Source organism: Priestia sp. TRM10 (genome assembly GCF_057808375.1).
This window is the reverse complement of sequence record NZ_JBJZOT010000011.1, coordinates 352,227-374,073: the sequence shown is the minus strand read 5'-3', so window position 1 is coordinate 374,073 and position 21,847 is coordinate 352,227. Positions and strand designations below refer to the sequence as shown.

Genomic DNA, 21,847 nt, shown 5'->3' with positions numbered 1-21,847 from the left:
TTATTACACCACCATAATTCCATATATTTTCTTTCTCATTTTATCGTGAACCTTCATTAAAAAACAAGGAAAGCTCGAACGCTCTCCCTGTTTTTTTATAGTCATTACACAGCAAACTCCTCTTGTTCGATTAGCACTTCAGCTACTTCTCTTTTCTTAGTAATTATATTTTTGGGGATGTATTTCGTAAATTTACGCAAAGCAGAAAGCATCATTCGGAGACTATCCCCATCTTCAACATATGAAAGAGTTTCTTTTGCATGATGCTCAATTTTTTGAAATGCTTCTTGACAAAAGATTTCGGTATAACGTACTTTTAATTGATTTTTCTCTTCCCCAGTAGCGCTCACTGCCTTTTGCGTTCGAAGTAAAACAGATTCCATTGCATATACTTCGCTAATAATATCAGCAGCATTTGCCAAAATTTCTTGTTCTTCCGCTGCTTTTTTTCCATACTTTTGAGCAATAAGACCAAGAATTAATAAAGCAATTTTTTTACCGTTCTTCACTAAGTTCTCTTCCTGATCAAGAAGCCCTTCTCCTGCTTCTACAGCTCTTGTCATCATCATTTCTTCTTGAAGAGCTTGCGCTTTCTCAAATAGAGGTAGCTCTCCTTTTACTCCTTTACGCAAATAAGTTGCTGGGACAAGCAATCGATTAATTTCATTCGTGCCTTCAAATATCCGATTAATGCGTGAATCTTGATAAAGCCGTGAAATTTCGTATTCTTCCATAAATCCGTAGCCGCCATGAAGCTGCAACCCTTCATCAACAACATAATCAAGCACTTCTGTACCAAAGAATTTATTTAGTGAACATTCAATAGCGTATTCAGCAATTGAAGCCGCTACTTTTCCACCATCTTTTCTTTCCGCTTCGTTTAAGGATCCCATTCTCTCTTCAAAAAGCCCCACTGTTCGATAAACAGAGCTTTCTGTTGCATAAATCTTAGCTGCCATTGTTGCTAACTTTTCCTTTGTTAAAGCGAACTGTGAAATCTTTGTTTTAAATTGCTTTCGCTCATTTGTATATTTTACAGCAAGTTCAAAGGCATGTTTTGAAGCTCCAATTGCTCCAACGCCCAATTTATAACGGCCAATATTTAAAATATTAAAAGCAATGATATGCCCTCTCCCAATTTCCCCTAACACATTTTCTTTAGGGACTCTAGCATCTTCTAAAATAAGGGTTCTTGTTGATGAACTTTTAATTCCCATTTTCTTTTCTTCTGGGCCTGTTGAAACTCCCTCTGCTGTTCGTTCTACAATAAATGCGCTAAAATGCTCTCCATCTACTTTCGCATATACAATAAAGAGATCCGCAAATCCTGCATTTGTAATCCACTGCTTTTCACCATTTAAAAGATAATGTGTTCCTTCTTCATTTAGACGTGCCGTTGTTTTAGCACCAAGAGCATCAGAACCAGATCCAGGTTCTGTTAAAGCATATGCTGCAATCTTATCCCCGCTTGCAAGCTCAGGTAAGTATGTTTGCTTTTGCTGTTCTGTACCGAAAAGAACAATTGGCAAAGAACCAATTCCAACGTGCGCTCCGTGAGTAATAGAGAATCCGCCTGCTTTTGAAAACTTTTCTGCTACAAGGGCTGAGCTGATTTTATCAAGATCAAGTCCCCCATACTCCTCTGGAATATCTCCGCCGAGCAATCCAAGATCCCCTGCTTTTTTCAACAGCTTCACAGATCGGTCAAACTCATGATTCTCAAGATGCTCTACTTCTTTTAATACTTCTTTATCAATATAGTCAGCTGCTGTTTTAGCAATCATTTTGTGTTCATCTGTAAAGTCTTCTGGGGTGTATACCATAGCAGGATCAATATCTTCTAAAATGAAACTTCCACCTTTTACTACTTTCTCCCCTTTGCTTTTCATAACTCTTCCTCCCTTTATGATAAAAGTTCGAAAACCCCAGCCGCTCCCATGCCGCCGCCAACGCACATTGTCACGATGCCAAATTGTTCTCCTCTTCGCTTCATCTCATGCAAAAGCGATAGAGTTAGTTTGGTTCCTGTACATCCAAGTGGATGGCCAAGCGCAATTGCTCCTCCATTTACGTTTACTTTTTCCTCGTCTATCCCCAGCTCTCTAATAATCTGAATGGCTTGTGATGCAAATGCTTCATTTAATTCAAACAGCCCGATATCACTCAATGACAGGCCAGCTTGCTTCAAAGCCTTTGGAATAGCAACAACAGGACCGACTCCCATTATTTCAGGCGGAACTCCCCCAACAGCAAATGAACGGAATTTGGCCATTGGTTTAAGACCTTCTGCTTTCGCCTTTTCATGATCCATCAAAAAGACAGCTGCTCCTCCGTCACTTGTTTGAGAAGCATTTCCTGCTGTCACTGAACCATTCAGGGCAAAAGCTGGACGAAGGTGCCTAAGGGCTTCCATTGTTGTGCCAGGACGTACTCCCTCATCTTTGCTAAACAACACTTTCTTCTCTTGCCATTTATGATGTTCATCCACCGTTCTTATCGGTACTTCCACAGGTACTATTTCATCTTTAAATTTACCTTCCTGTATTGCTTTTGCTGCTTTTTGGTGACTTCTTACAGCAAAGGCATCTTGATCTTCCCTGCTAATGCCATACTTATCGGCAACTCGTTCAGCTGTATGCCCCATTGCCATATAATACTCCGGTTTTTCTTCCGCCAGGCGAACATTTAATCGTGTCACATGCCCTATCATCGGCACAAGGCTCATTGATTCTACGCCTCCTGCTAATACTGCATTTGCTTTTCCAAGCATAATACTCTCTGCACCATACGCAATCGTTTGTAATCCAGATGAGCAGTACCGATTGATCGTAACCGCTGGAACGGTGTACGGTAACCCTGCTAAAGCCCCAATGTTCCGCGCTAAGTTTAACCCTTGCTCTGCTTCTGGAATCGAACAACCGATAATGAGATCATCAATTTCACCACTATATCCGCCTGCTCTTTTCAACGTTTCTTGCACAGCAAGGGCTCCTAAGTCATCAGGTCTTACGTTTGCTAATGATCCTTTTTTCGCTTTTCCAACAGGTGTTCTTGCTCCAGCTACAATAACTGCTTCTCTCACAGTCCTACTCCCCCTTCTAATTACGCAATGGTTTGCCTTTCAAAAGCATATGCTGCATTCTCTCCTGTGACTTTAGCTCTCCAATCAGGCTTAAAAAAGCTTCACGCTCTAAATCTAATAAGTATTGTTCATCCACTTTTGTACCAAAAGGTAGTCTCCCACCAGCGATCACAAAAGCAAGCTTTTTAGCAATTTTCAAATCATGATCAGAAATATATCCAGAGTATTTCATGCTTTGCGCACCAAGCAAAAGCGTCGCATAACCGCTCTCTCCAACAACCGGAATCTTTTGCTGTACAGGCGCACGATAATCAGAAGAAAGATGAATGACTGCTTGTTTTGCATCATAGAGTAGGAATTCTTCATTTTGCGTGATTTTATCTTGTGGATTTAAAAAACCAAGCTCCCCTGCTTCACGAGCAGAAGTCGAAACTTTTGCCATCGCAATCGTTTCAAAAACGTGTGAAGCTACTTTTAAAAGATCTGTCCCACTCCCACTTTGAGAAAGAACTTTTTGATAAAGGTTTTGACTTCCTCCCCCGCCAGGAATAAGACCAACTCCGCCTTCTACAAGTCCCATATATGTTTCACTTGCAGCTTGAATATGGGCAGAAGGCAAACAAACTTCCGCTCCTCCACCAAGTGTCATGGAAAATGGAGCAGTTACAACAGGTACAAGGCTATATTTGATATGCTGCATTGCTCCTTGAAATTTGGAGATAACAAAATCAATTTCTTCATAGTTATCGTCCTGTGCTTCCATTAGCATCATGGCAAGATTGGCGCCAACACAGAAGTTTTTTCCTTGATTTCCAATAACGAGCCCTTTATAATTTTGCTCTGCTTCATTAATACCTTTGTGAATCATGTCGATAATATCAAGACCAATTGCATTGTTCGGTGATGTAAATTGTAAACAAAGCACATCGTCCCCCATATCGAGTAAAGAAGCACCGCTATTTTTCTGAAGTACGTTTGTTTTTTCAAGACTCGCTAGATGAATCCTTTTTTCTTCTCTTTCTTTTACTTTGTACTCACTCTCTTTAAAATAGAATAGAGCTTCAGGGGTTTGCTTATAGAAGGTAGTGAAGCCACTTTCAAGCATTTCTTCAACCCAGCTTGGAACCGTTTTTTCTTCGTTTTTCATTTTGGCGACGGTCTCTTCTACACCAAGCTCATCCCATAGCTCAAATGGTCCTTTCTTCCATCCAAACCCAGCTCGCATTGCTTCATCAATATCAATAATATTGTCAGCAATCTGTGACACAAGATGGGCAGAGTAAAGTAATACAGGGCTAATGATGTTCCATAGAAATTGATCTTCTCTGTTCGACGAATATAAAAGCGCTTTCATATCTTTCTTCTTGCCTTTACTTTTATCTGTCAGCGGGAACTTTTGACGTGGTTCATATTGAAGTGTATCAGTATTTAATTGAAGAATTTCTTTTCCTTCTTTTTTATAAAAACCCTTTCCTGCTTTGCTTCCATAAAAGCCCTTTTCTAACATCGCTTCCATAAAAGGTGGAATGGTAAAAAACTCTCTTTCTTCTCCCTCTACATGCTGAAATACATTGTGTGCAACGTGAGCAAATGTATCTAATCCAACCACATCGAGCGTTCGAAATGTTGCGCTTTTTGGTCTTCCAATAAGAGGCCCTGTTAGAGAATCGACTTCTCCAACATTTAACTGACTTTTGTTCATCTCTCTTACTGTTACAAGCAATCCATATGTGCCAATTCTATTGGCAATAAAGTTTGGCGTGTCTTTGGCAAACACTACTTTCTTACCTAATACTTCTTCACCAAAGTTTTGCATATATTGAGCAATAGCTGATTTTGTCTCTTTTGTTGGGATAATTTCTAGTAGTTTGAGGTAGCGAGGTGGGTTAAAAAAATGAGTGCCTAGAAAATGCTCTTTAAAATCTTGTGAGCATTCCTCCGACATGGCATGAACAGAGATTCCTGATGTGTTAGAACTTACAATGCTTCCTTTCTTTCTTACTCTATCAATGTTTTGAAGCACTTGTTTCTTCACTTGTAAATTCTCTACGACAACTTCAACAATCCAATCACATGTTTTTAATTCATTCCAATGGTCTTCAGTATTTCCAATCGTTATAAAGTCGATGTTTTTCTTTGACGTAAAAGGAGCTGGCTTTCTTTTTAAAGATTGCTCTAACGATGTTTTCGCTAGTCTGTTTCGCACTTCATCATCATCTTTAGATAATCCTTTCTTCTTTTCAGCTTCTGTGAGCTCGTTTGGCACAACATCTAAGAGGAGTGTTCGAATACCTACGTTTGCAAGTAAAGCAGCAATCCCTGACCCCATTACACCTGAACCAATGACAGCTGCTTTTCGAATCGTTTTCACCATATAAATTCCCTCCAAACTCTATTGAATGAATAACCATTCATTTTATGGCTAAAAAACGCCTTATTTACCCTTCTTTTAATATATATTATTTTTAGAATTTTCTCAATACTAATCGTTTGGTTATTTTGCTTTTTTCAGGTTATGTTAAAAAAGGGAGGTGGTTATGCGATGGCACGTTTGCAAAAAAATCCGTCTCGAAATGGCGTAAGCGCTGCAAGTGTGAAAGGAAATGCAGGTCCTCATGGAAGAGATAATACGGGAAAACAAAAATCACAAAATCAACAGTACAAACAAGAAAATACCCAAGGACATTAACGATAAAAAGACTTGCTAAAATAGTAGCAAGTCTTTTTCTACTTTTTGCTCATTCCTTTTAAAACAAAAGCTACGTTTGCAGGACGCTCTGCTAGTCTTCTCATAAAATAGCCATACCAATCTGTCCCATAAGGAACATACACCCTCATTCTGTACCCATCTTTCACAAGCTCTTCCTGCTTTTCAGTTCGAATCCCATACAGCATTTGAAACTCAAATTGTTCCTTTGGGATGTTATGTTTTAAAACTAGATTTTTTGTGTATTCGATGATCTTGTCATCATGTGTTGCAACAGCTGTATAATGACCATTGAGCATATGCATTTCAATAATCTTCTTAAAATTTTCATCAACATCCTGCTTTTTTGGGAAAACTACTTCTTTTGGTTCCTTGTATGCCCCTTTAACAAGACGTAAATTTGGCTCGTATGCATCAAGTTCTTTCATATCATTTTCTGTCCGTCGCAAATATGCTTGAATCACTGTTCCAATATTATCATACTTTGTTTTAAGTTCTTTGAAGATTCTAAGCGTTTTCTCACAGCGTGAATAATCTTCCATATCAATTGTTACAAACACCCCGTTTGCCTCTGCTTCATCTAAAATACGCTTCATATTTTGTATTGCTATATCTGAAGACAAATCAAGTCCAAGTGATGTGAGCTTAAGAGAGAGCTGTGACTCTATACTTTCACGTCCGATTGCTTGTATTGCTTCAATGCACTGATTTGTCATTTCCATTGCTTCTTCTTCGCTTTCGATAAACTCACCAAGATAATCAATTGTAACGTCCAATCCTTTATTATTTAATCCTCTAATAACATCCACTGCCAAATTAATTGTATCCCCTGCTACAAATCGTTTAGCTCCAAATTGTAAACCATACTTTTTAGCTACTTTCGTAAGCGCTTTATTCCTAGATAAATATAGAAAAAAACCTCGCATTGCTTGTTCCATTTCTTTCTCCCCCTTGATTAAATAACATTTAATGCTACTTAAATGATTTCATTCCTTTAAAATAGCAGTAGACCATCAGAGCTAGATTGAATATCTTTAAATGTTTCTGTGTGTAAAGGGTAACGTACTAGAAATTTACCCTCCCTAAAAAAAAGACAAACATTTTTTCAAAAAGTAGGCTCATTTACTCAGGTCTTTTTTTTTTTCATTCAAACATATATTTATGCTATATAATATGAAATTTCCGGTGAATAGGAACATCCTAAAGAAGCCAAAATAAAGGAGAATTTTTTGGTCTTAAGGAGGGGTTTTTATGCAAAATGAAATGAATGAACAAAGTACAAATCAATCACAACCAATGTTTATGGAACCACCAAAAGTCATTTCTACAAAAGACGCTCTTTATATTGCAGATATGTTAACGTGGAACTTAGTAGCAATGAAAAAAGCACATTTCTTTGCTTCTCAATGTCAAGATGCAGAGATTGCACAAGAAATAGAAAAAGTATGTAAAATGCATCAGCGCCATTATGAAAGAATCTTACCTCATCTCGAAAATACACAATCACAGCAAACTTTACAGTAAAGGAGAAATAAACGATGGCTGATCAGAAAATCAAAAATCCAGAATTACCAATTAACAAAACGTCTGCAATGAATGACCTTGATTTTATTACAGACATCCTTTCAACTGAGAAATATATGACAGCTTCATATTGCACGGCTCTTAATGAATTTAGTCATGATGAACTATATCAAGAGATTTCATCAATCTTTAACGAATCACAAGACTGTCAGCGTGAGATTTATAATCTTATGTTTAAAAAGGGATTTTACGGTATTGAGGCTCAGGATTCAAATAAACTTCAGCAAAGCTATGAACAATTCCAAGGATATATGAATCAATTTCCAACTCATTAAAAAAAGGCTTGATACTAAAGTATCAAGCCTTTTTTTGATTTTCCCGATGTCTCTCGTTCAGTTCTTTAATCTCCCGCACAAGATCAATCATTTCTTTCTTTGCGTCTGGATACTGACTGTTCCAATGTTTAGCAAGAGGTGGCATCGTTTTAGAGATATGGGTATACAGAGCCCACATTTTGATTTTTTCTTGAAGTTCTTCTGACGTATCTCCAAGCATAAGCTCTGTATATTTTTCAATTAATGCTGAAAATTGACCTTGGAACTCTTCTTTCATTATTATCCCTCCAAGCTTTTAAAGGTTTCCCTTTACCGCTTGCTTGTTATCCAACGTCTGCATTTTGATTTTTTGTTACTTGCTGAACAATACATCTTCCTTTTCCATGTGGAATACAAAGAGGCGTTCCAAAGAGCGGGTCAACCGTTACTTGACAGCTCATTTCAAAAACGTTCTTTACAAGTTCACAGCTTACAATATCTTCTGGACGCCCTTGTGCATATACTTTTTTATCACGAATAGCTACAATATGGTGTGCATAGCGACAGGCAAGGTTCAGATCATGAAGTACCATTACAATCGTGCGCTGTTCTTTCTCATTTAAATCAAATAGCAAATCTAAAATTTCAATTTGGTGTGTCATATCTAGATATGTTGTTGGTTCATCAAGCAAAATAATTTCTGTATCTTGAGCAAGCGTCATAGCAATCCATGCTCTTTGACGTTGACCACCTGAAAGGGAATCAACGTGGCGATCCGCAAGAGCGCTCATCCCTGTTGATTCAAGCGCATTCTGAACTTTTCTCTCATCTTCTTCAGACCACTGTTTCAACCAGTTTTGGTAAGGATAACGACCTTGTTTTACAAGTTGTAACACAGTAAGTCCTTCTGGAGCTACAGGGCCCTGTGGTAAAATCGCAAGCTTTTTAGCTACTTCTTTTGTAGCAATTTTGCTCATCATTTCTCCCTCAAGTACAACAGAGCCTTGCTGCGGTTTTAGCAAACGTGCCATTGAACGAAGCAACGTTGATTTTCCACAACCATTTCCCCCAATAAAAACGGTTATCTCTCCTTTAGGAATTTCCAAGTTCAGTTCGTCAATAATAACCGTTTCTCCATATCCTAATGTTAAATCTTTTGTTTCCATTGCCTTCATATGTGCTAACGCTCCTTCAACAGAAATTTTCTTTTCTCATTTATACACTCCATAAACTTCTGTTTCCCTATCCTACATTGCGCTGTTTGTAGAGTAAAAAAATAAAATAAGGAGCTCCGACAGCTGCCGTAAAGACTCCGGCTGGTATCTCTAATGGAAGAAATACAACTCTTCCAATCGTATCTGAAATCAAAACTAAAATTGCTCCAATAAAAGCACTTAGTGGAAGTAATGCCCCAAATGATGATCCTACAAGTCTTCTTGCAATATGTGGAGCTAATAAACCGACAAAACTAATCCCCCCACCAAAAGCAACGGCGCTTCCTGTTAACGCTGTGCTTACAAGCAGTAGGAAAAAGCGGGAGAGTTGAACACGGTTTCCAACTGAAGTTGCTACGTCTTCTCCAAACTCTTGAATATTAATCATTCTAATCATCACTATTGTAACAAAAAATAAAATAAGCGTAATAGGAAAAAGAATCCGAACTCCTTCCCATGAAGCTCCATATACTGATCCTGTAATCCAAATATTTGCCTGACTTTGTTGATGGATCGGTCCCATAATAAGAAGAAGTGTTGTTGCAGCTTTCGTAAAAGCCCACATTCCAATACCTACAAGAACCATTCGAACGGGTGAGACTCCACCTTGCCATGCAAAAAGGTAAAGAAGAATAGAAATGATACAGGCCCCAGTAAATGCTGCAAGCGGAAGCCACTCAATACTCACAGTTAGTGTCCCACTATCTGTACTAAAAAGATTCAAAAATAGCACAACGGCAGCAGCAGCTCCTCCTGTAATCCCAATGATATCAGGAGATGCTATAGGATTTTTTACCACTCCTTGTAAAATTGCCCCTGCTATTGCTAAACAAATGCCAACAAATATCGCAATAATAATTCGAGGTAGACGAAAGGAGTTCACAATAAGCGTTGAAAAAGGATCGCCATTCCCGAACAAGACAGCAACAACTTTTAAAGGGGAAATAAACTGCTCTCCAAGCCCTATTACAACAATCGCGCTCCCCAACAATAAGACAAAAAAGACAATATTAATATTTAATGATTTCCGATCTATTAAGAATGAAAAGCTATTACGCATCCGAAAAGGTGTATATTTGTTCATAAAACCTCTCCTTTTCTACGCGCAATGTATATGAAAAAAGGAGTTCCCAAAATAGCTGTCATAATTCCCACAGGCACTTCTTCTGGCATGATTACATATCGTGCTCCAATATCTGCTAGAAGTAGTAGCACAGCTCCTAGCACTCCGCTGTAAGGAATGAGCCATCGATAATCATTTCCAATCACAAAACGAGCAAGCTGTGGAATAATAATGCCAACAAAGCCAATTGGCCCTGCTACAGCAACTGCTCCTCCCGCTAACAGAATGGTCACAACTGCTGTTATTAGTTTGACAGTTCCTGTTCGTTGACCAAGTCCAAGAGCTACCTCTTCACCCATTGCTAGTGTATTTAATTTTCCTCCTAGAAATAAGGAGACAGCCGTTGCTCCTACAAGATAAGGTAAAACAGCTTGTAAAAGTGATAAATCACGGCCCTGTACAGAACCAGCCAACCAGAAGAGCATCTGTTCAAGAGCTTGTTCATCCAAAACAAGTAAACCTTGCGTTAATGAAGCAAACATGGCTGCGATTGCTGCTCCCGCTAACGTAAGCTTCATTGGTGTAAGACCATCTCGCCCAGCTGAAGCAAGCAAGTAAACGACAATACCTGAAAAAGCAGCTCCTAAAAAAGCAAGCCAAGTAAATCCCTGCAACGAATTGATGGAAAAAATCATAAGTCCTATCACAATGAAAAAACTTGCTCCTGCATTAAAACCAATAATATCTGGAGAAGCGAGCGGATTTTTAGTTAAAGCTTGCAAAAGCAAACCAGAGATAGCTAAGCTGCTTCCTATTGCCGTTGCAATTAAAGCTCTTGGGATTCGCACAGTTCTTACGACAATTTGCTCATTAGAACCATTAAAATGCGATACGGCATTTATAACAGTATGTATTCCTGTATTCGTATAACCCATTAAAACACTTAAACACATACAAAGTATTAACAAAAGAATGAGCAAAAAAAGGCCAAGACTTCTTTGAAGAGGTGTGCTCAGATTCATGACGGTGACCCCTATTCTATCTTAAGTATAAAATTTTCTGTTTTTTTTCTCTCTTTAGTGTATGAGATGATAAAAATACTGTCAATGACTTTGAAAATCATTTTCAATTATTATTGACTTTCCATTTTCTTTCTCCTATTATCTAATTGATAATGGTTTTCATATATTGAGGGGGATGAAGATATGCTAAAGATTACAAAAAATCGTTTTCTTGCTCTTTTTACTATCCTAACATTGCTATTTGTATTAGCAGCATGCGGAAACAGTGAAAGTTCAGGAAAGGAAAAAAGCAGTGAAAAAGAAACAATACCAATTAAACATGCAATGGGAGAATCCAAAGTTCCACAGAATCCGAAACGAGTTGTTGTGTTAACAAATGAGGGAACAGAGGCCCTTCTTGCACTTGGTATTAAACCTGTTGGTGCTGTTCAATCATGGACAGGCAACCCATGGTATAACCATATTAAAGATGACATGAAAGGCGTTAAAGTTGTCGGAACAGAAATGGAGCCAAGTCTTGAAACAATTGCGGCTCTTAAACCAGATTTGATTATTGGAAATAAAGTACGACAAGAGAAAGTATATGATAAGTTAAACGCTATTGCTCCAACTGTTTTCACTGAAGAACTTCGCGGAGATTGGAAGGAAAACTTCAAGGTGTACGCAAAAACGGTTAATAAAGAAAAAGAAGGAAATAAAGTATTAAGTGATTTTGATAATCGTGTTGCTGGACTAAAAGAAGAGCTTGGGGATGAAACAAATAAAAAAGTCTCACTTGTTCGCTTTATGGCTGGTGAAACAAGAATTTATCATAAAGATACATTTGCAGGAATTATTTTAGATCAACTAGGTTTTAAGCGTCCTGAAGAACAGAATAAAGCAGACTTTGCTGAGATGGGTGTAACGGACGAACGCATTCCTGCAATGGATGGAGATGTTCTCTTCTATTTCACGTATGACACAGGCGATAAAAAAGGAAATGAAGTAGAAAAAGAGTGGACAAACAAAGAGCTTTTCAAAAACCTTTCCGTTTCTAAAAATGGGCAAGTTTATAAAGTTGATGATGCCACTTGGAACACTGCAGGTGGTGTAATTGCAGCAGATAAAATGCTTGATGATATTGAAAAATACTTTTTGAATAAGAAATAATATGAAGGAGGCTAATAATAGCCTCCTTTTTATACTGTTCTCCGTTCAATTAATTTTAAAGGAAGTTGAGATTGAGAAGGAGCTTCTGCTTCATGCAGAACTGAATGAATCTTTGCAAGAGCTCTTGAACCAAGCTCTACAATCGGATGTTCAATTGTCGTAATATGAAGTGCTTCTGCTAATGGGTGATTATCAAAACCTATGAATGCTAAATCTTTTGGAACTTTTACCCAGTATTCATCACAACTCGTCATGATCCCTGCTGCAACATAATCACTTGCCACAAGTAAAGCAGTTGGCGACTCAGGCATCTTCTTTAACTGCTCTATCACTCTTTTCCCGTCTTCAATAAATAAACATCCCTTAAAAATCCACTGTTCTCTAACATCCATTTCAAACTTTTCCCCGAAGTCATAGTAAGCTTGTATCCTTTTTTTACTATTTGATCCTTCTAAACGATTAAGACAGCAGCCAACTCTCTTGTGTCCCTTTTCTCTCAAATAGTTCATTCCAATGGCAAAGCCTTCGTAGTGGTTAATTGAGATCGTAGAGATTTTTTTACTCTCTCGGTCTTCACAAATAAGGATAGGACCATACTCACTATAAGATTCGATAAGACTCCATTCTACTTTCCGAGAAATAATAATAAGGCCATCAACCTGCTTTTTCTTTAACATTTCTAGGGCTTCAATTTCCTTTTCTCTTTCATACTTTGTTTGATAGATCATTAGTTTATAATCATGTTCCATCGCTTGATTTGAAATGCCATCTACAACACCGCTGAAATAAGGAAGAGTCATATTAGGAACGACAACACCAACAATACCTGTGTGACCTTTTGCAAGATGAATCGCATTAATATTAGGCGTATAATTTAATTGTTTGATAATGTCTAATACTGCTTTTCGCTTTTCTTCAGCCACATATGGATGATTATTTAACACTCTAGAAACTGTTGTAATAGAAACATTTGCAAGCTCTGCAATCTTACGAATGTTACTCATCTCTTCCCTCCTTCTTTTATAAAGCAAAAAAGCATAGGAGAATACTCTTATGCATAAATCCAACTAGTCCACAAGTTTGTTTCGGTGAGCATAGATAGCTGCTTGTGTCCGATCTTCTACTTCTAGTTTTGAAAATATATTTGTTGTATGAGTTTTAACTGTCTTCACAGCAATAAAGAGAGCTTCTGCAATCTCTCCATTTGTTTTTCCTTCTGCAATAAGACGAAGAATTTCAAGCTCACGCGCTGTTAAAAAATCATGTGGAAAAGACTGTGAAGGCGTTCGCATTCTTGATAGCACTTTTCCCGTTACCTTTGCTTCAAGGACAGACTCACCTTTAGCAGCAGCTCTAATTGCAGAAGCAATTTCATGAGCTTTCGAAGTTTTAAGCAAATAGCTTAATGCCCCAGCTTCAATAACGGGATACACTTTATCATCATCAATAAAGCTTGTTAGAACGATAACTTTAGCATCTGACATAGATGAACAGATTCGTTTTGTTGCTTCAACACCATCCATTCCTTCCATCACAAGATCCATTAAGATAACGTCTGGTTTATGTTCTAAAGCAAGCTGGATTCCTTCCTCCCCGTTTGACGCTTCCCCAACAACTTCAATATCAGGCTGTGCTTCTAAATAAGCAGCCATTCCAAGTCTAACCATTTCATGGTCGTCTACTAGCAGTACCCGAATCATTATTCTCTCTCCTTACTCTCATCTACAATCGGTATTTTTACTGTTATTTGTGTTCCTTTATCAGGAAGCGATATAATCTCGGCTACTCCTCCAACCTCACTTGCTCGCTCTGTAATAGACTGCAAACCGTATGAAGAAGCTTTGGTATCTCCCTGATCAAACCCTACACCATTATCAATAATCTTTAAATATACTCCATTATGTACTTTATGAAGCTTCACAACGACAGCACTGGCCTTTGAATGTCTAAAGACGTTTGAAAGTGCTTCTTGCACAATACGAAACAAGTGATCTTCAATGCCTTTTGAAAGGAGAATATCTTCAAAGTCCCAATGAATGTCCATTGTTTGTTTGCTATTTAATTCTTGCAAAAGTTCCTGTAGTCCTTCATTGAGCGATTTATTTTCAAGCGTTGCTGGACGCAAATGTAATAAAAGGGCTCTCATTTCATTCTGAGCATCTCCTGCCATTTTCTCGATTAATGTAAGTTGTTTTAAATGCTTGCTGTCCTGCTGCGTCATTTCCTTTACAGCAGAAGACATCATTGAGATAGCAAAAAGTTGCTGACTTACTGCGTCATGAAGCTCTCGTGCCAAACGCTGCCGCTCTTCAACAACAGCTGAACGTCTTAGCTGATCACGCCACTCTACTTTCTCTGCTGAAAGTTTTTGAAGAGAAGCTACTTGCTTTTCAATTTGACTAGCCATCTGATTAAGCTGTTCTCCAATTAAACCAACCTCATCTTCCCCAAGGTTAGATAATCTATAAGAAAAGTTTCCTTTTTCATACCGTAAAATAGATTCAAATAAGACCTCCAGCCGTTCTTTAAGAGGATTTCCATATGAGTAGCCTGCTACAACACCAATTCCGATCACAGCAAAGAGAAGAAAGAAAATAAAGGGGATATTAAACCAATTCAAGCTCAAAAAATCGAGGGGATTAAGTTTGAAATAAGACATTACAATTGTTAAAACAAAAAGAAGAGTAATAATGTTCATGACTACGAAAATATTAATAAAGCGCCACTGAATATTTAATCGTTTCCTTTTCATAAATGCCTCACATCAATATCCCCAATAAGCGTGGTAATAGCAATCTTCACTTTCGCATCAGCCCCTTCGTATCCGTTTGTAGCAATAGAGGCTTGGCGATTGAATCCGCTTTGTTCATAGTGGAAAACTTTTGTTTTCCCAAATAGATTTGTTGTTGTTACCGAAACTTCCAAGTCATACGGTACATAAATATCAACATCTCCAATAAGTCCACTAATAACAATGGCATTTTCACCGCCTGGAACAATTGCTTTAGATAGATCAATTTTCACATCTCCAATAAGATGAGAAAGATTTAAATCTTTTAAATCAAACTGATGATTAATCAAACGAAAATCACCAAGAAGTGAATTTTGGTATGGTATTCCTCGCACATTGATATCTTCTTTGTATACTTGTTCCTCTTTTTGAAATGAAATAGGTTCCTTGCCTTTCTTAGAAAAGAACCCTTTCTTTTTACGATTCTCTTGCTTTTCTCGTGTTTTCCACATCTTTTTCCCTGAAAGAAGACGATAGCCAACATATATAAAAGCTGCTGCAACTGCTAATCCTGCTAGATTTATATTGAAAATATTTTGAAAAGCAACAACTGCTGAAAGACCTAAAAATCCTATGCCAATCATTCGATTGCTGTATCGTAAAAAGAAGGCGCCAACCATAAATAAAAAGAGAGGACCTGCTAATATACCAGCTAAATGAATAATGTTTAGTAAAATACTAATTCCGATAAAAACAATTAGAAGTCCGAGTAGTTTGTTTTTAGGCAGGCGCACATCCTCCCCTCCTTTTCCCATTATTGAATATCAATATCACCGCTTGTAGCCTTGATGTTGAAAGCGTATTTTCCATTTCCTTCTTTAGCCTCTAAATCTTCTTCCATTTGTGTTTTCACTTTAAATCTTTGATCTACGTTAATATCGCCTGAAGAAACATGGGCTTTGAGGTGCGTATTGCTCTTATGTGGAAGTTTGACGTCAATATCGCCTGACGTTGCTTTCACATTTCCGTTACCTTTAACCTCATCCATTACAATGGAGATATTACCTGAGGTTGCTTTTGCATCAATTTCTCCTTCAAATCCGTTAAGCGTCAAATTTCCTGATGTTAAATGAGCAAAGGTGGTCTCTGTACTAAGATTTTCACCCTTCACATTTCCAGAAGACTTTTCAATGTGAAGCTGTTTGGCATCTATATCAAAAAGCTGCGTATCTCCTGAGGTAGCTTGAACGATAAGACGATCTAATTCCAATGGTTTCTCCCCATTATTCTTAATGGAAACATTACCAGAGCTTGATGCAATATTTACATCTCTTTCATAGCTACTTGGTACCTCTATTGTAACCTTTGTAGATTGAAACATATTAAACGCAGCACCTTTTTGTTTAATATTTAACACATCTCCAACTTGATTCATGCTTATACTCTTTTTAAATGCCCGCTTATCTTCTACGATTACTTTAATATCTCGACGGTCTTTTGCAATAAAGTTAACATCAGCACTTTTAATGTTTAACTTAATATTATGAATCTCATCTTCTGCAAACGTCTCACTTTTCGTTCTCTTGTCTCCAAATGCAAAAGAACTTTGATTAATAAGAAAACTAGACAGCACGGTTATTCCTATAATAACAAATAAAAGCCCTATTAATTTTTTCATATTCGTTTCTCCTTAGCCTAAAGTAAAATTCCCATCGGTGCGGAAAGAACACCGATGGTTTGTTTACTTTTCATAGTTAAGCCTTTTGTACTTCTTTCAATTTTTGAAGCTCTTTTTCTACATCTTCCTCATGCTCAAGCTTTGTAAATGATGTTTGTTCTCCACCAAAGTTGTAGGAAGTATATACATTTGCTTTTGTTTCCATGTCCATAATACGCGCTTCAAGACGCTGAAATTCTCTGTATGAACTATTCGAATCAATTCGATTAATAGATGCATTCATATGTTCTTTTGCTTTTACAACATTTGCACGTGCAACAAGCGTATGTCTCTTATCTCTTAAAGCTTGAATTCTTTCTTCTAGTTTTCCTAATTGTTCTTTTAATTCAACAAGCTGGGCTACAGATTGCTCATATATCTCTTCGTATTGTAACACTTTTTCTTCATATTGTTTCATCTCCATGAGTGCTTTTCGAGCTAAATCTTCCTCACCAGAATTAACAGCAATCTGAGCTTGATCATAGCGTTTCTTTTTCATTTTTTGAGAGTATGTTAAACGACGTTCAAAATCTGCTTTAATAGCTTCTTGCTGAGCGACAGCATGCCTTGCTTTGGAAAGCTCTTCTTCCATATCGCGTAAATATTGATTAATCATCACTAGCGGATTTTCCATCTTGTCTAAGTTATCGTTTACTGTTGCAACAACCATATTTCTAATTCTTCTTAATACCATTTTTATTTCCTCCTCAGGGGTTTTAAATTATTTATCTTTTTTCAAGAAATCTTCCCATTCTGTATCAAATGAACTTTTGGTTACAGGGTCTGAAACAACTGGGCTACTGTAATGATATTCTTCTGATGAAGTTTCTTTTTGGCTTGTTAGCATCTTCCAGCCAACATAGATAAAGAAAGCAGCGAAAGCAACTCCCGCTAGAAACGGTACTGCGTTTGCAATTAAGATGATTCCAAAGAAAATAGCAATGATGCCTAATACTTTTTTTCCTTTTGAATCCCCTTTATTTACCGTTAGCCACCCATAGTATAAAAGGACGCATGCTACAAGGAATGATAGAATCCCTCCTAAAAAACCGTTTCCTAGTAAAATGCTTCCTCCAATAAGTACGAAGACAATTCCAAGCAATGCTTTTACATTCAATGTTTTGTCCCCTCCTTTCGTTTCGTTACTTTTACTATAGGTAATTTTTATTGTTCTCATAACGTCTTAGCGGTGCATTTTGCGCTAAGACTCTAGTCTTATTTTTATGTCAGTCCACCAAAAAAAGAGGATTCCCCTTAGCGGAGAACCCTCTTTTTCAGGCTAATCAAACGTTTGTTTAAACGACATTCGCCTACTCTTACAAATAGTTCTTAACAAGTGAACGATTCTTTTCATTAAAGTGATAAAGATAAACAGGTCTTCCTACTGTACCATATGTCATCTTTTCCTCTAATACATGAATGTCTGTTAAAAAACGCAAATATTTTCGAACAGAAACCCTTGAAATCCCTACATCTTCGGCAACATCGTCTGTTGAAAATGGATCTTTTTCCATATTCTCGATTGCTGCTAGTAAAATTTTAAGAGTGCTTTTAGTTAATCCTTTTGGCAATGATTCTGTAACTGTTTTTTGTGTTCTACTTAGAATATTCTGATCCAAATCTTCTTGCTTAACATTTGTTTGCATGTCAAAAAATGCTCGTTTCTCCCGATATGATACAAGTGCACGATTAAAACGATCAAATTCAAATGGTTTAATTAAATAATCTACAGCTCCATAACGCAATGCTGTTTGGACCTTGTCCACTTCAGAAGCTGCCGTAATTAAGATAACATCAATTTTCTTATGCTGTTTACGAATTTCATCTAACAGCTCTAGGCCTGTACGTTCAGGCATAAAAACGTCTAAAAGTATCAAATCAACAACTGTATCTTGCAACTTCCCGAGTGCCTCATCGACAGAATAAGCTACCCCAGCAAGCTCAAATCCTTCTATTTCTTCAAGGTAGCGTTTATTAAATTCAGCTACCATTGGATCGTCTTCAACAATTAAGACTCTAATCACGCTTCTTCACCTCTAGGTTCATAAAATAGTTCTACAACAAATGTTGTTCCTTCGCTAGGCGTTGACTCTACGTCAATATAGCCACCAAGCTCTCTTACACTTCTCTCTACCAAATAAAGTCCTATTCCTCTATTGTTTCCTTTTGTGGAGAAGCCTTTAATAAATAAATTTTTCTGGACTTCTTCTGAAATGCCAGCCCCTGTATCATTTACTTCAATCGTTAGACGATTGTTTTTATAGTGTAAATTAACCGTAACTTCTTTTCTTTCCCCTTTTGCTACAGCATCAATTGCATTATCAATTAAGTTTCCGATGATTGTAATAAGCTCGTGAGTTACTTCTGGTGATTTAGGTTCAGGGATAGGTGTTTCACTATCAATTTGCAAGCTTGTTCTTTCTTCTCTCGCATAGCTTAATTTCCCGATAATAAAACCAGCAAGCGCAGGGCTCTTAATATGTTTCATCACAAGCCCAACTTCTTGATTTTGATGATTTACAAGCTGGTTAATGTAATCAGATAGCTCATCATAATATCCCATTTGGGTCATCCCTAAAATTACGTGAAGTTTATTTTTAAACTCATGTGATTGTGCTCTCAACGCTTCTGCATAAAGTCGTACTCCTGTTAACTGCTCTGCTAGCTGGTTCACTTCTGTCTTATCGCGAAGTGTTGAGATAGCTCCAACAACTTTATCTTCCAAAATAAGCGGAACTCTGTTTACAAGCATTGAAACCCCATTAATATTAATCTCTTCATCTAACTGAACCTGTCTTCTTTTCAAAATAGTGCTTAGTTTTGATACGGGCAGATATTCGTCTACAGCCTTCCCAATTGGCTCATTTGATAAGCCTGCTCTTTGAAAAAGACGCAGAGCAGAGCGGTTAACAAGCGTAATCTTACCATCTCGGTCAACGGCAACAATACCTTCATGAGCAGACTGAAGCATTGTATTTCGCTCTTCTAATATTTTAGCAATTGCATATGGTTCAAGCCCAAAAAGAGTCTTTTTAATATAACGAGCAAGCAAAATGGCTCCAAGAACTCCAATGATAAGACCAACAATAGACCCGACTAAAATACTATCATGAGCTTTTTGCAAAGCTTGTTCAATCTTATTCAGAGAAGTTCCTACAGCAACAGCCCCAATTTGTTTTCCGTTCTCATCCATTACAGGTGTGAAAGAGCGGGAAGACATGCCAAGTGTTCCTTCTGAAATAGAGATAGTTTCTTTTCCTTCTAGAACTTCTTTTTCATCTCCCCCTGAAAACTTCTTGCCAATATTTTTTGGATTTGGATGTGATTTACGAATGCCTTTCATATCAATAACAACGACAAATTCCACTTTTGTGGCTTTTTGAATATCTTTTGTATACTCCTGAATCTCCTTGCTTTCTTCTTTATGTAAGAGCCCTTCTCGAATAATAGGAGAAAGCGCAACAGTTCGGGCTACGTTCATTGCTTTTTCTTCTTGATCTGTTCGAATCGTTTTAGTAATGGTTCGACTAATTAAAGTATCTGTTAAAAATAAAGACAAAATAACAACAACACAAACAAAGATGATAATACTAGAGCTTAACTTTAGGCGATGCTTGAACATCGACCTTCACCCCCGCCTCTTGTCAATTGGGCTGTTTTAATCACACTATATTCTATCACTATTTTGATCTTAAAAGAAAACGTTTAGCGGGAATTTCTATTCTCCTCCGTAAGAAAGCACATCGTTTTAATATATAAAAAAGACTGCCAAATAAGGCAGCCTTTCTTTCTTAGTTTTTCATTCCTGTATTTGCTTTAATCAGAATTTCATCAAATTTTTTCTGATCTGCTTTTTTACTAGAGAAGATTGTGCCAAGGTAGGCACCTAAGAACCCTAGTGGAATAGACACAATCCCAGGGTTTGCTAATGAAAAGAGTGGATCTCCTACAAGAATAGCTCCCCCAACCTCAGGAGACCAAACATTAGGTCCTACAACGACGAGAACAAGAGAACTAATTAGTCCAACAAGCATACCTGTGACAGCACCTGTTGTATTGAAACGTTTCCAAAAAATCGTAAATAAAATAATAGGCAAGTTAGCACTTGCTGCAACCGCAAAAGCAAGCGCTACAAGAAATGCCACATTAAGCTTTTGAGCGAATAGAGCTAATATGATAGAAAGGACAGCAACTCCAATTGACGCCCAGCGTGCAGCAATAATTTGTTCACCTTCTGTTGCTTTTCCTTTTCTTACAATATGACTATAAAAATCATGTGCAAAAGCGGAAGCTGCTGAAAGAACAAGCCCTGCAACAACTGCTAAAATCGTCGCAAAAGCTACAGCAGAAACGAAAGCAAATAAAAAGTCTCCTCCTAATACTTGAGCTAGAAGTGGAGCAGCCATATTTCCAGCTGCATCTGCTGCTGTAATATTATCAAATCCTACAAATGCCGCAGCTCCAAACCCTAAGAAAATCGTCAAAATATAGAAAATACCAATAATCCAAGTTGCATAAACAACTGATTTTCGAGCTGTAATAGCATCCTTTACAGTAAAAAAGCGAATTAGAATATGTGGAAGTCCTGCTGTACCAAGTACTAAAGCTAAGTTAAGAGAAATCATATCAAGAGGATTTGTAAACTTATTACCTGGATGAAGAAAACTTTCTCCAAGAGGTGTAGCACTTTTCATCTCACTGAACATCTTAGCAATGCTAAAATCAAATTTTGAAAATACAATAATAGAAATGACAAACGTTCCAATCATAAGTAAAACAGCTTTTGTAATTTGAACCCAGCTTGTAGCAGTCATTCCACCAAATACAACATAAATAGTCATTAGAACCCCTACGATAAGAACAGAATATACATAATCAATTCCAAGAAGAAGTTTAATGAGACCACCAGCTCCTACAAGCTGAGCAATCATATAAAAAATAGAGATTGTAATTGTGTTTAAAGCAGCAACTCCACGCACCTTTTTTTCGTTAAAACGGGCAGCAATCATATCTGCCATTGTATATTTCCCAAGGTTTCTTAGAGGTTCTGCTACAATGTATAGAACAACAAGGTAAGCAACAAGAAAACCAATACTGTAGAAAAAACCATCAAAACCTGAAAGCGATATCATTCCAGCAATTCCTAAGAACGAAGCTGCCGACATATAGTCTCCTGCAATAGCTAATCCATTTTGCCATCCTGTTAAACTTCCATCTGCTGTATAAAAATCGCTGGTTGTTTTTGTTCGTTTTGAGGCATAATACGTAATAATAAGTGTAAGAGCTACAATTGCTAGAAATAGTGAAAAAGCAAGTACATTCAT

Annotated in this window: 22 protein-coding genes; 4 read left to right on the top strand and 18 right to left on the bottom strand. The window is 37.4% G+C overall.

What is annotated here, in order from left to right; genetic code table 11:
- Positions 1-104: 104 nt before the first annotated feature.
- From ACK3CR_RS10205 to ACK3CR_RS10195, 3 genes are read right to left on the bottom strand one after another with little or no spacing between them, the layout of a single operon-like run.
- On the bottom strand, positions 105-1,889 hold the full coding sequence (locus tag ACK3CR_RS10205; protein WP_243516704.1) for an acyl-CoA dehydrogenase FadE: 1,785 nt from the start codon (positions 1,887-1,889) through the stop codon (positions 105-107).
- Between the two features lie 14 nt (positions 1,890-1,903).
- Complete coding sequence (locus tag ACK3CR_RS10200) at positions 1,904-3,082, bottom strand: acetyl-CoA C-acetyltransferase (protein ID WP_243516702.1); 1,179 nt, start codon at positions 3,080-3,082, stop codon at positions 1,904-1,906.
- A 16-nt stretch (positions 3,083-3,098) separates the two neighbouring features.
- Positions 3,099-5,456 (bottom strand): 3-hydroxyacyl-CoA dehydrogenase/enoyl-CoA hydratase family protein, encoded by a 2,358-nt coding sequence (locus ACK3CR_RS10195; RefSeq protein WP_488975327.1) that lies wholly within the window; start codon positions 5,454-5,456, stop codon positions 3,099-3,101.
- 168 nt (positions 5,457-5,624) lie between these two features.
- Between ACK3CR_RS10195 and ACK3CR_RS10190 the strand changes: the two genes are divergently transcribed.
- Positions 5,625-5,771, top strand: a complete 147-nt coding sequence (locus tag ACK3CR_RS10190; protein ID WP_019394999.1) for a YuzL family protein — start codon at positions 5,625-5,627, stop codon at positions 5,769-5,771.
- Positions 5,772-5,809: 38 nt separating this feature from the next.
- Here the strand turns inward: ACK3CR_RS10190 and ACK3CR_RS10185 are convergent, their stop codons facing one another.
- Positions 5,810-6,727, bottom strand: coding sequence for a proline dehydrogenase family protein (locus tag ACK3CR_RS10185; RefSeq protein ID WP_111924102.1), 918 nt, complete (start codon positions 6,725-6,727; stop codon positions 5,810-5,812).
- 313 nt (positions 6,728-7,040) lie between these two features.
- Here ACK3CR_RS10185 and ACK3CR_RS10180 point away from each other — a divergent pair, with 313 nt between their 5' ends.
- Positions 7,041-7,313: a hypothetical protein gene (locus tag ACK3CR_RS10180; protein WP_040060185.1), complete on the top strand. Its 273-nt coding sequence runs from the start codon at positions 7,041-7,043 to the stop codon at positions 7,311-7,313.
- Positions 7,314-7,327: 14 nt separating this feature from the next.
- Positions 7,328-7,648: a spore coat protein gene (locus ACK3CR_RS10175; protein ID WP_243516696.1), complete on the top strand. Its 321-nt coding sequence runs from the start codon at positions 7,328-7,330 to the stop codon at positions 7,646-7,648.
- Positions 7,649-7,670: 22 nt separating this feature from the next.
- Here the strand turns inward: ACK3CR_RS10175 and ACK3CR_RS10170 are convergent, their stop codons facing one another.
- From ACK3CR_RS10170 to ACK3CR_RS10155, 4 genes are all read right to left on the bottom strand, one after another.
- Positions 7,671-7,925 (bottom strand): DUF2573 family protein, encoded by a 255-nt coding sequence (locus tag ACK3CR_RS10170; protein ID WP_019394995.1) that lies wholly within the window; start codon positions 7,923-7,925, stop codon positions 7,671-7,673.
- Between the two features lie 46 nt (positions 7,926-7,971).
- On the bottom strand, positions 7,972-8,802 hold the full coding sequence (locus ACK3CR_RS10165; protein ID WP_061804630.1) for an ABC transporter ATP-binding protein: 831 nt from the start codon (positions 8,800-8,802) through the stop codon (positions 7,972-7,974).
- A gap of 67 nt (positions 8,803-8,869) precedes the next feature.
- Entirely contained in the window at positions 8,870-9,925 is a 1,056-nt protein-coding gene (locus tag ACK3CR_RS10160) for a FecCD family ABC transporter permease (protein ID WP_430239822.1), read from the bottom strand.
- Positions 9,922-10,926: a FecCD family ABC transporter permease gene (locus ACK3CR_RS10155; RefSeq protein ID WP_430239824.1), complete on the bottom strand. Its 1,005-nt coding sequence runs from the start codon at positions 10,924-10,926 to the stop codon at positions 9,922-9,924. Before ACK3CR_RS10155 ends, ACK3CR_RS10160 begins: the two co-directional genes overlap by 4 nt.
- 183 nt (positions 10,927-11,109) lie before the next feature.
- Here ACK3CR_RS10155 and ACK3CR_RS10150 point away from each other — a divergent pair, with 183 nt between their 5' ends.
- Entirely contained in the window at positions 11,110-12,075 is a 966-nt protein-coding gene (locus ACK3CR_RS10150) for an ABC transporter substrate-binding protein (RefSeq protein ID WP_488975326.1), read from the top strand.
- Positions 12,076-12,104: 29 nt separating this feature from the next.
- Here the strand turns inward: ACK3CR_RS10150 and ACK3CR_RS10145 are convergent, their stop codons facing one another.
- The 10 genes from ACK3CR_RS10145 to ACK3CR_RS10100 all read right to left on the bottom strand — a co-directional run bounded on the left by ACK3CR_RS10145 (position 12,105) and on the right by ACK3CR_RS10100 (position 21,847).
- Positions 12,105-13,079, bottom strand: a complete 975-nt coding sequence (locus ACK3CR_RS10145) for a LacI family DNA-binding transcriptional regulator (RefSeq protein WP_328122153.1) — start codon at positions 13,077-13,079, stop codon at positions 12,105-12,107.
- A gap of 63 nt (positions 13,080-13,142) precedes the next feature.
- Complete coding sequence (locus ACK3CR_RS10140) at positions 13,143-13,775, bottom strand: response regulator (protein ID WP_243516687.1); 633 nt, start codon at positions 13,773-13,775, stop codon at positions 13,143-13,145.
- The gene (locus tag ACK3CR_RS10135) at positions 13,775-14,827 is read right to left on the bottom strand and encodes a sensor histidine kinase (RefSeq protein WP_019394988.1); all 1,053 of its coding nucleotides are present in this window, start codon (positions 14,825-14,827) and stop codon (positions 13,775-13,777) included. The genes ACK3CR_RS10140 and ACK3CR_RS10135 overlap by 1 nt, the downstream gene beginning before the upstream one ends.
- Positions 14,824-15,600, bottom strand: a complete 777-nt coding sequence (gene liaF / locus ACK3CR_RS10130; protein ID WP_243516678.1) for a cell wall-active antibiotics response protein LiaF — start codon at positions 15,598-15,600, stop codon at positions 14,824-14,826. Before liaF ends, ACK3CR_RS10135 begins: the two co-directional genes overlap by 4 nt.
- A gap of 20 nt (positions 15,601-15,620) precedes the next feature.
- Positions 15,621-16,484: a LiaG family protein gene (liaG, locus tag ACK3CR_RS10125; RefSeq protein WP_243516676.1), complete on the bottom strand. Its 864-nt coding sequence runs from the start codon at positions 16,482-16,484 to the stop codon at positions 15,621-15,623.
- A 76-nt stretch (positions 16,485-16,560) separates the two neighbouring features.
- Positions 16,561-17,217 (bottom strand): PspA/IM30 family protein, encoded by a 657-nt coding sequence (locus ACK3CR_RS10120; RefSeq protein WP_243516674.1) that lies wholly within the window; start codon positions 17,215-17,217, stop codon positions 16,561-16,563.
- A 27-nt stretch (positions 17,218-17,244) separates the two neighbouring features.
- A complete protein-coding gene (locus tag ACK3CR_RS10115) occupies positions 17,245-17,640 on the bottom strand; it encodes a LiaF transmembrane domain-containing protein (protein ID WP_019394984.1) in 396 nt (131 codons plus the stop codon).
- Positions 17,641-17,839: 199 nt separating this feature from the next.
- Positions 17,840-18,547 carry a response regulator gene (locus tag ACK3CR_RS10110; RefSeq protein ID WP_243516672.1) on the bottom strand — a complete coding sequence of 236 codons (708 nt, stop codon included), beginning with the start codon at positions 18,545-18,547 and terminating at the stop codon, positions 17,840-17,842.
- Complete coding sequence (gene dcuS / locus ACK3CR_RS10105; RefSeq protein ID WP_488975325.1) at positions 18,544-20,145, bottom strand: DcuS/MalK family sensor histidine kinase; 1,602 nt, start codon at positions 20,143-20,145, stop codon at positions 18,544-18,546. Before dcuS ends, ACK3CR_RS10110 begins: the two co-directional genes overlap by 4 nt.
- 169 nt (positions 20,146-20,314) lie before the next feature.
- On the bottom strand, positions 20,315-21,847 hold the full coding sequence (locus ACK3CR_RS10100; protein ID WP_488975324.1) for a solute symporter family protein: 1,533 nt from the start codon (positions 21,845-21,847) through the stop codon (positions 20,315-20,317).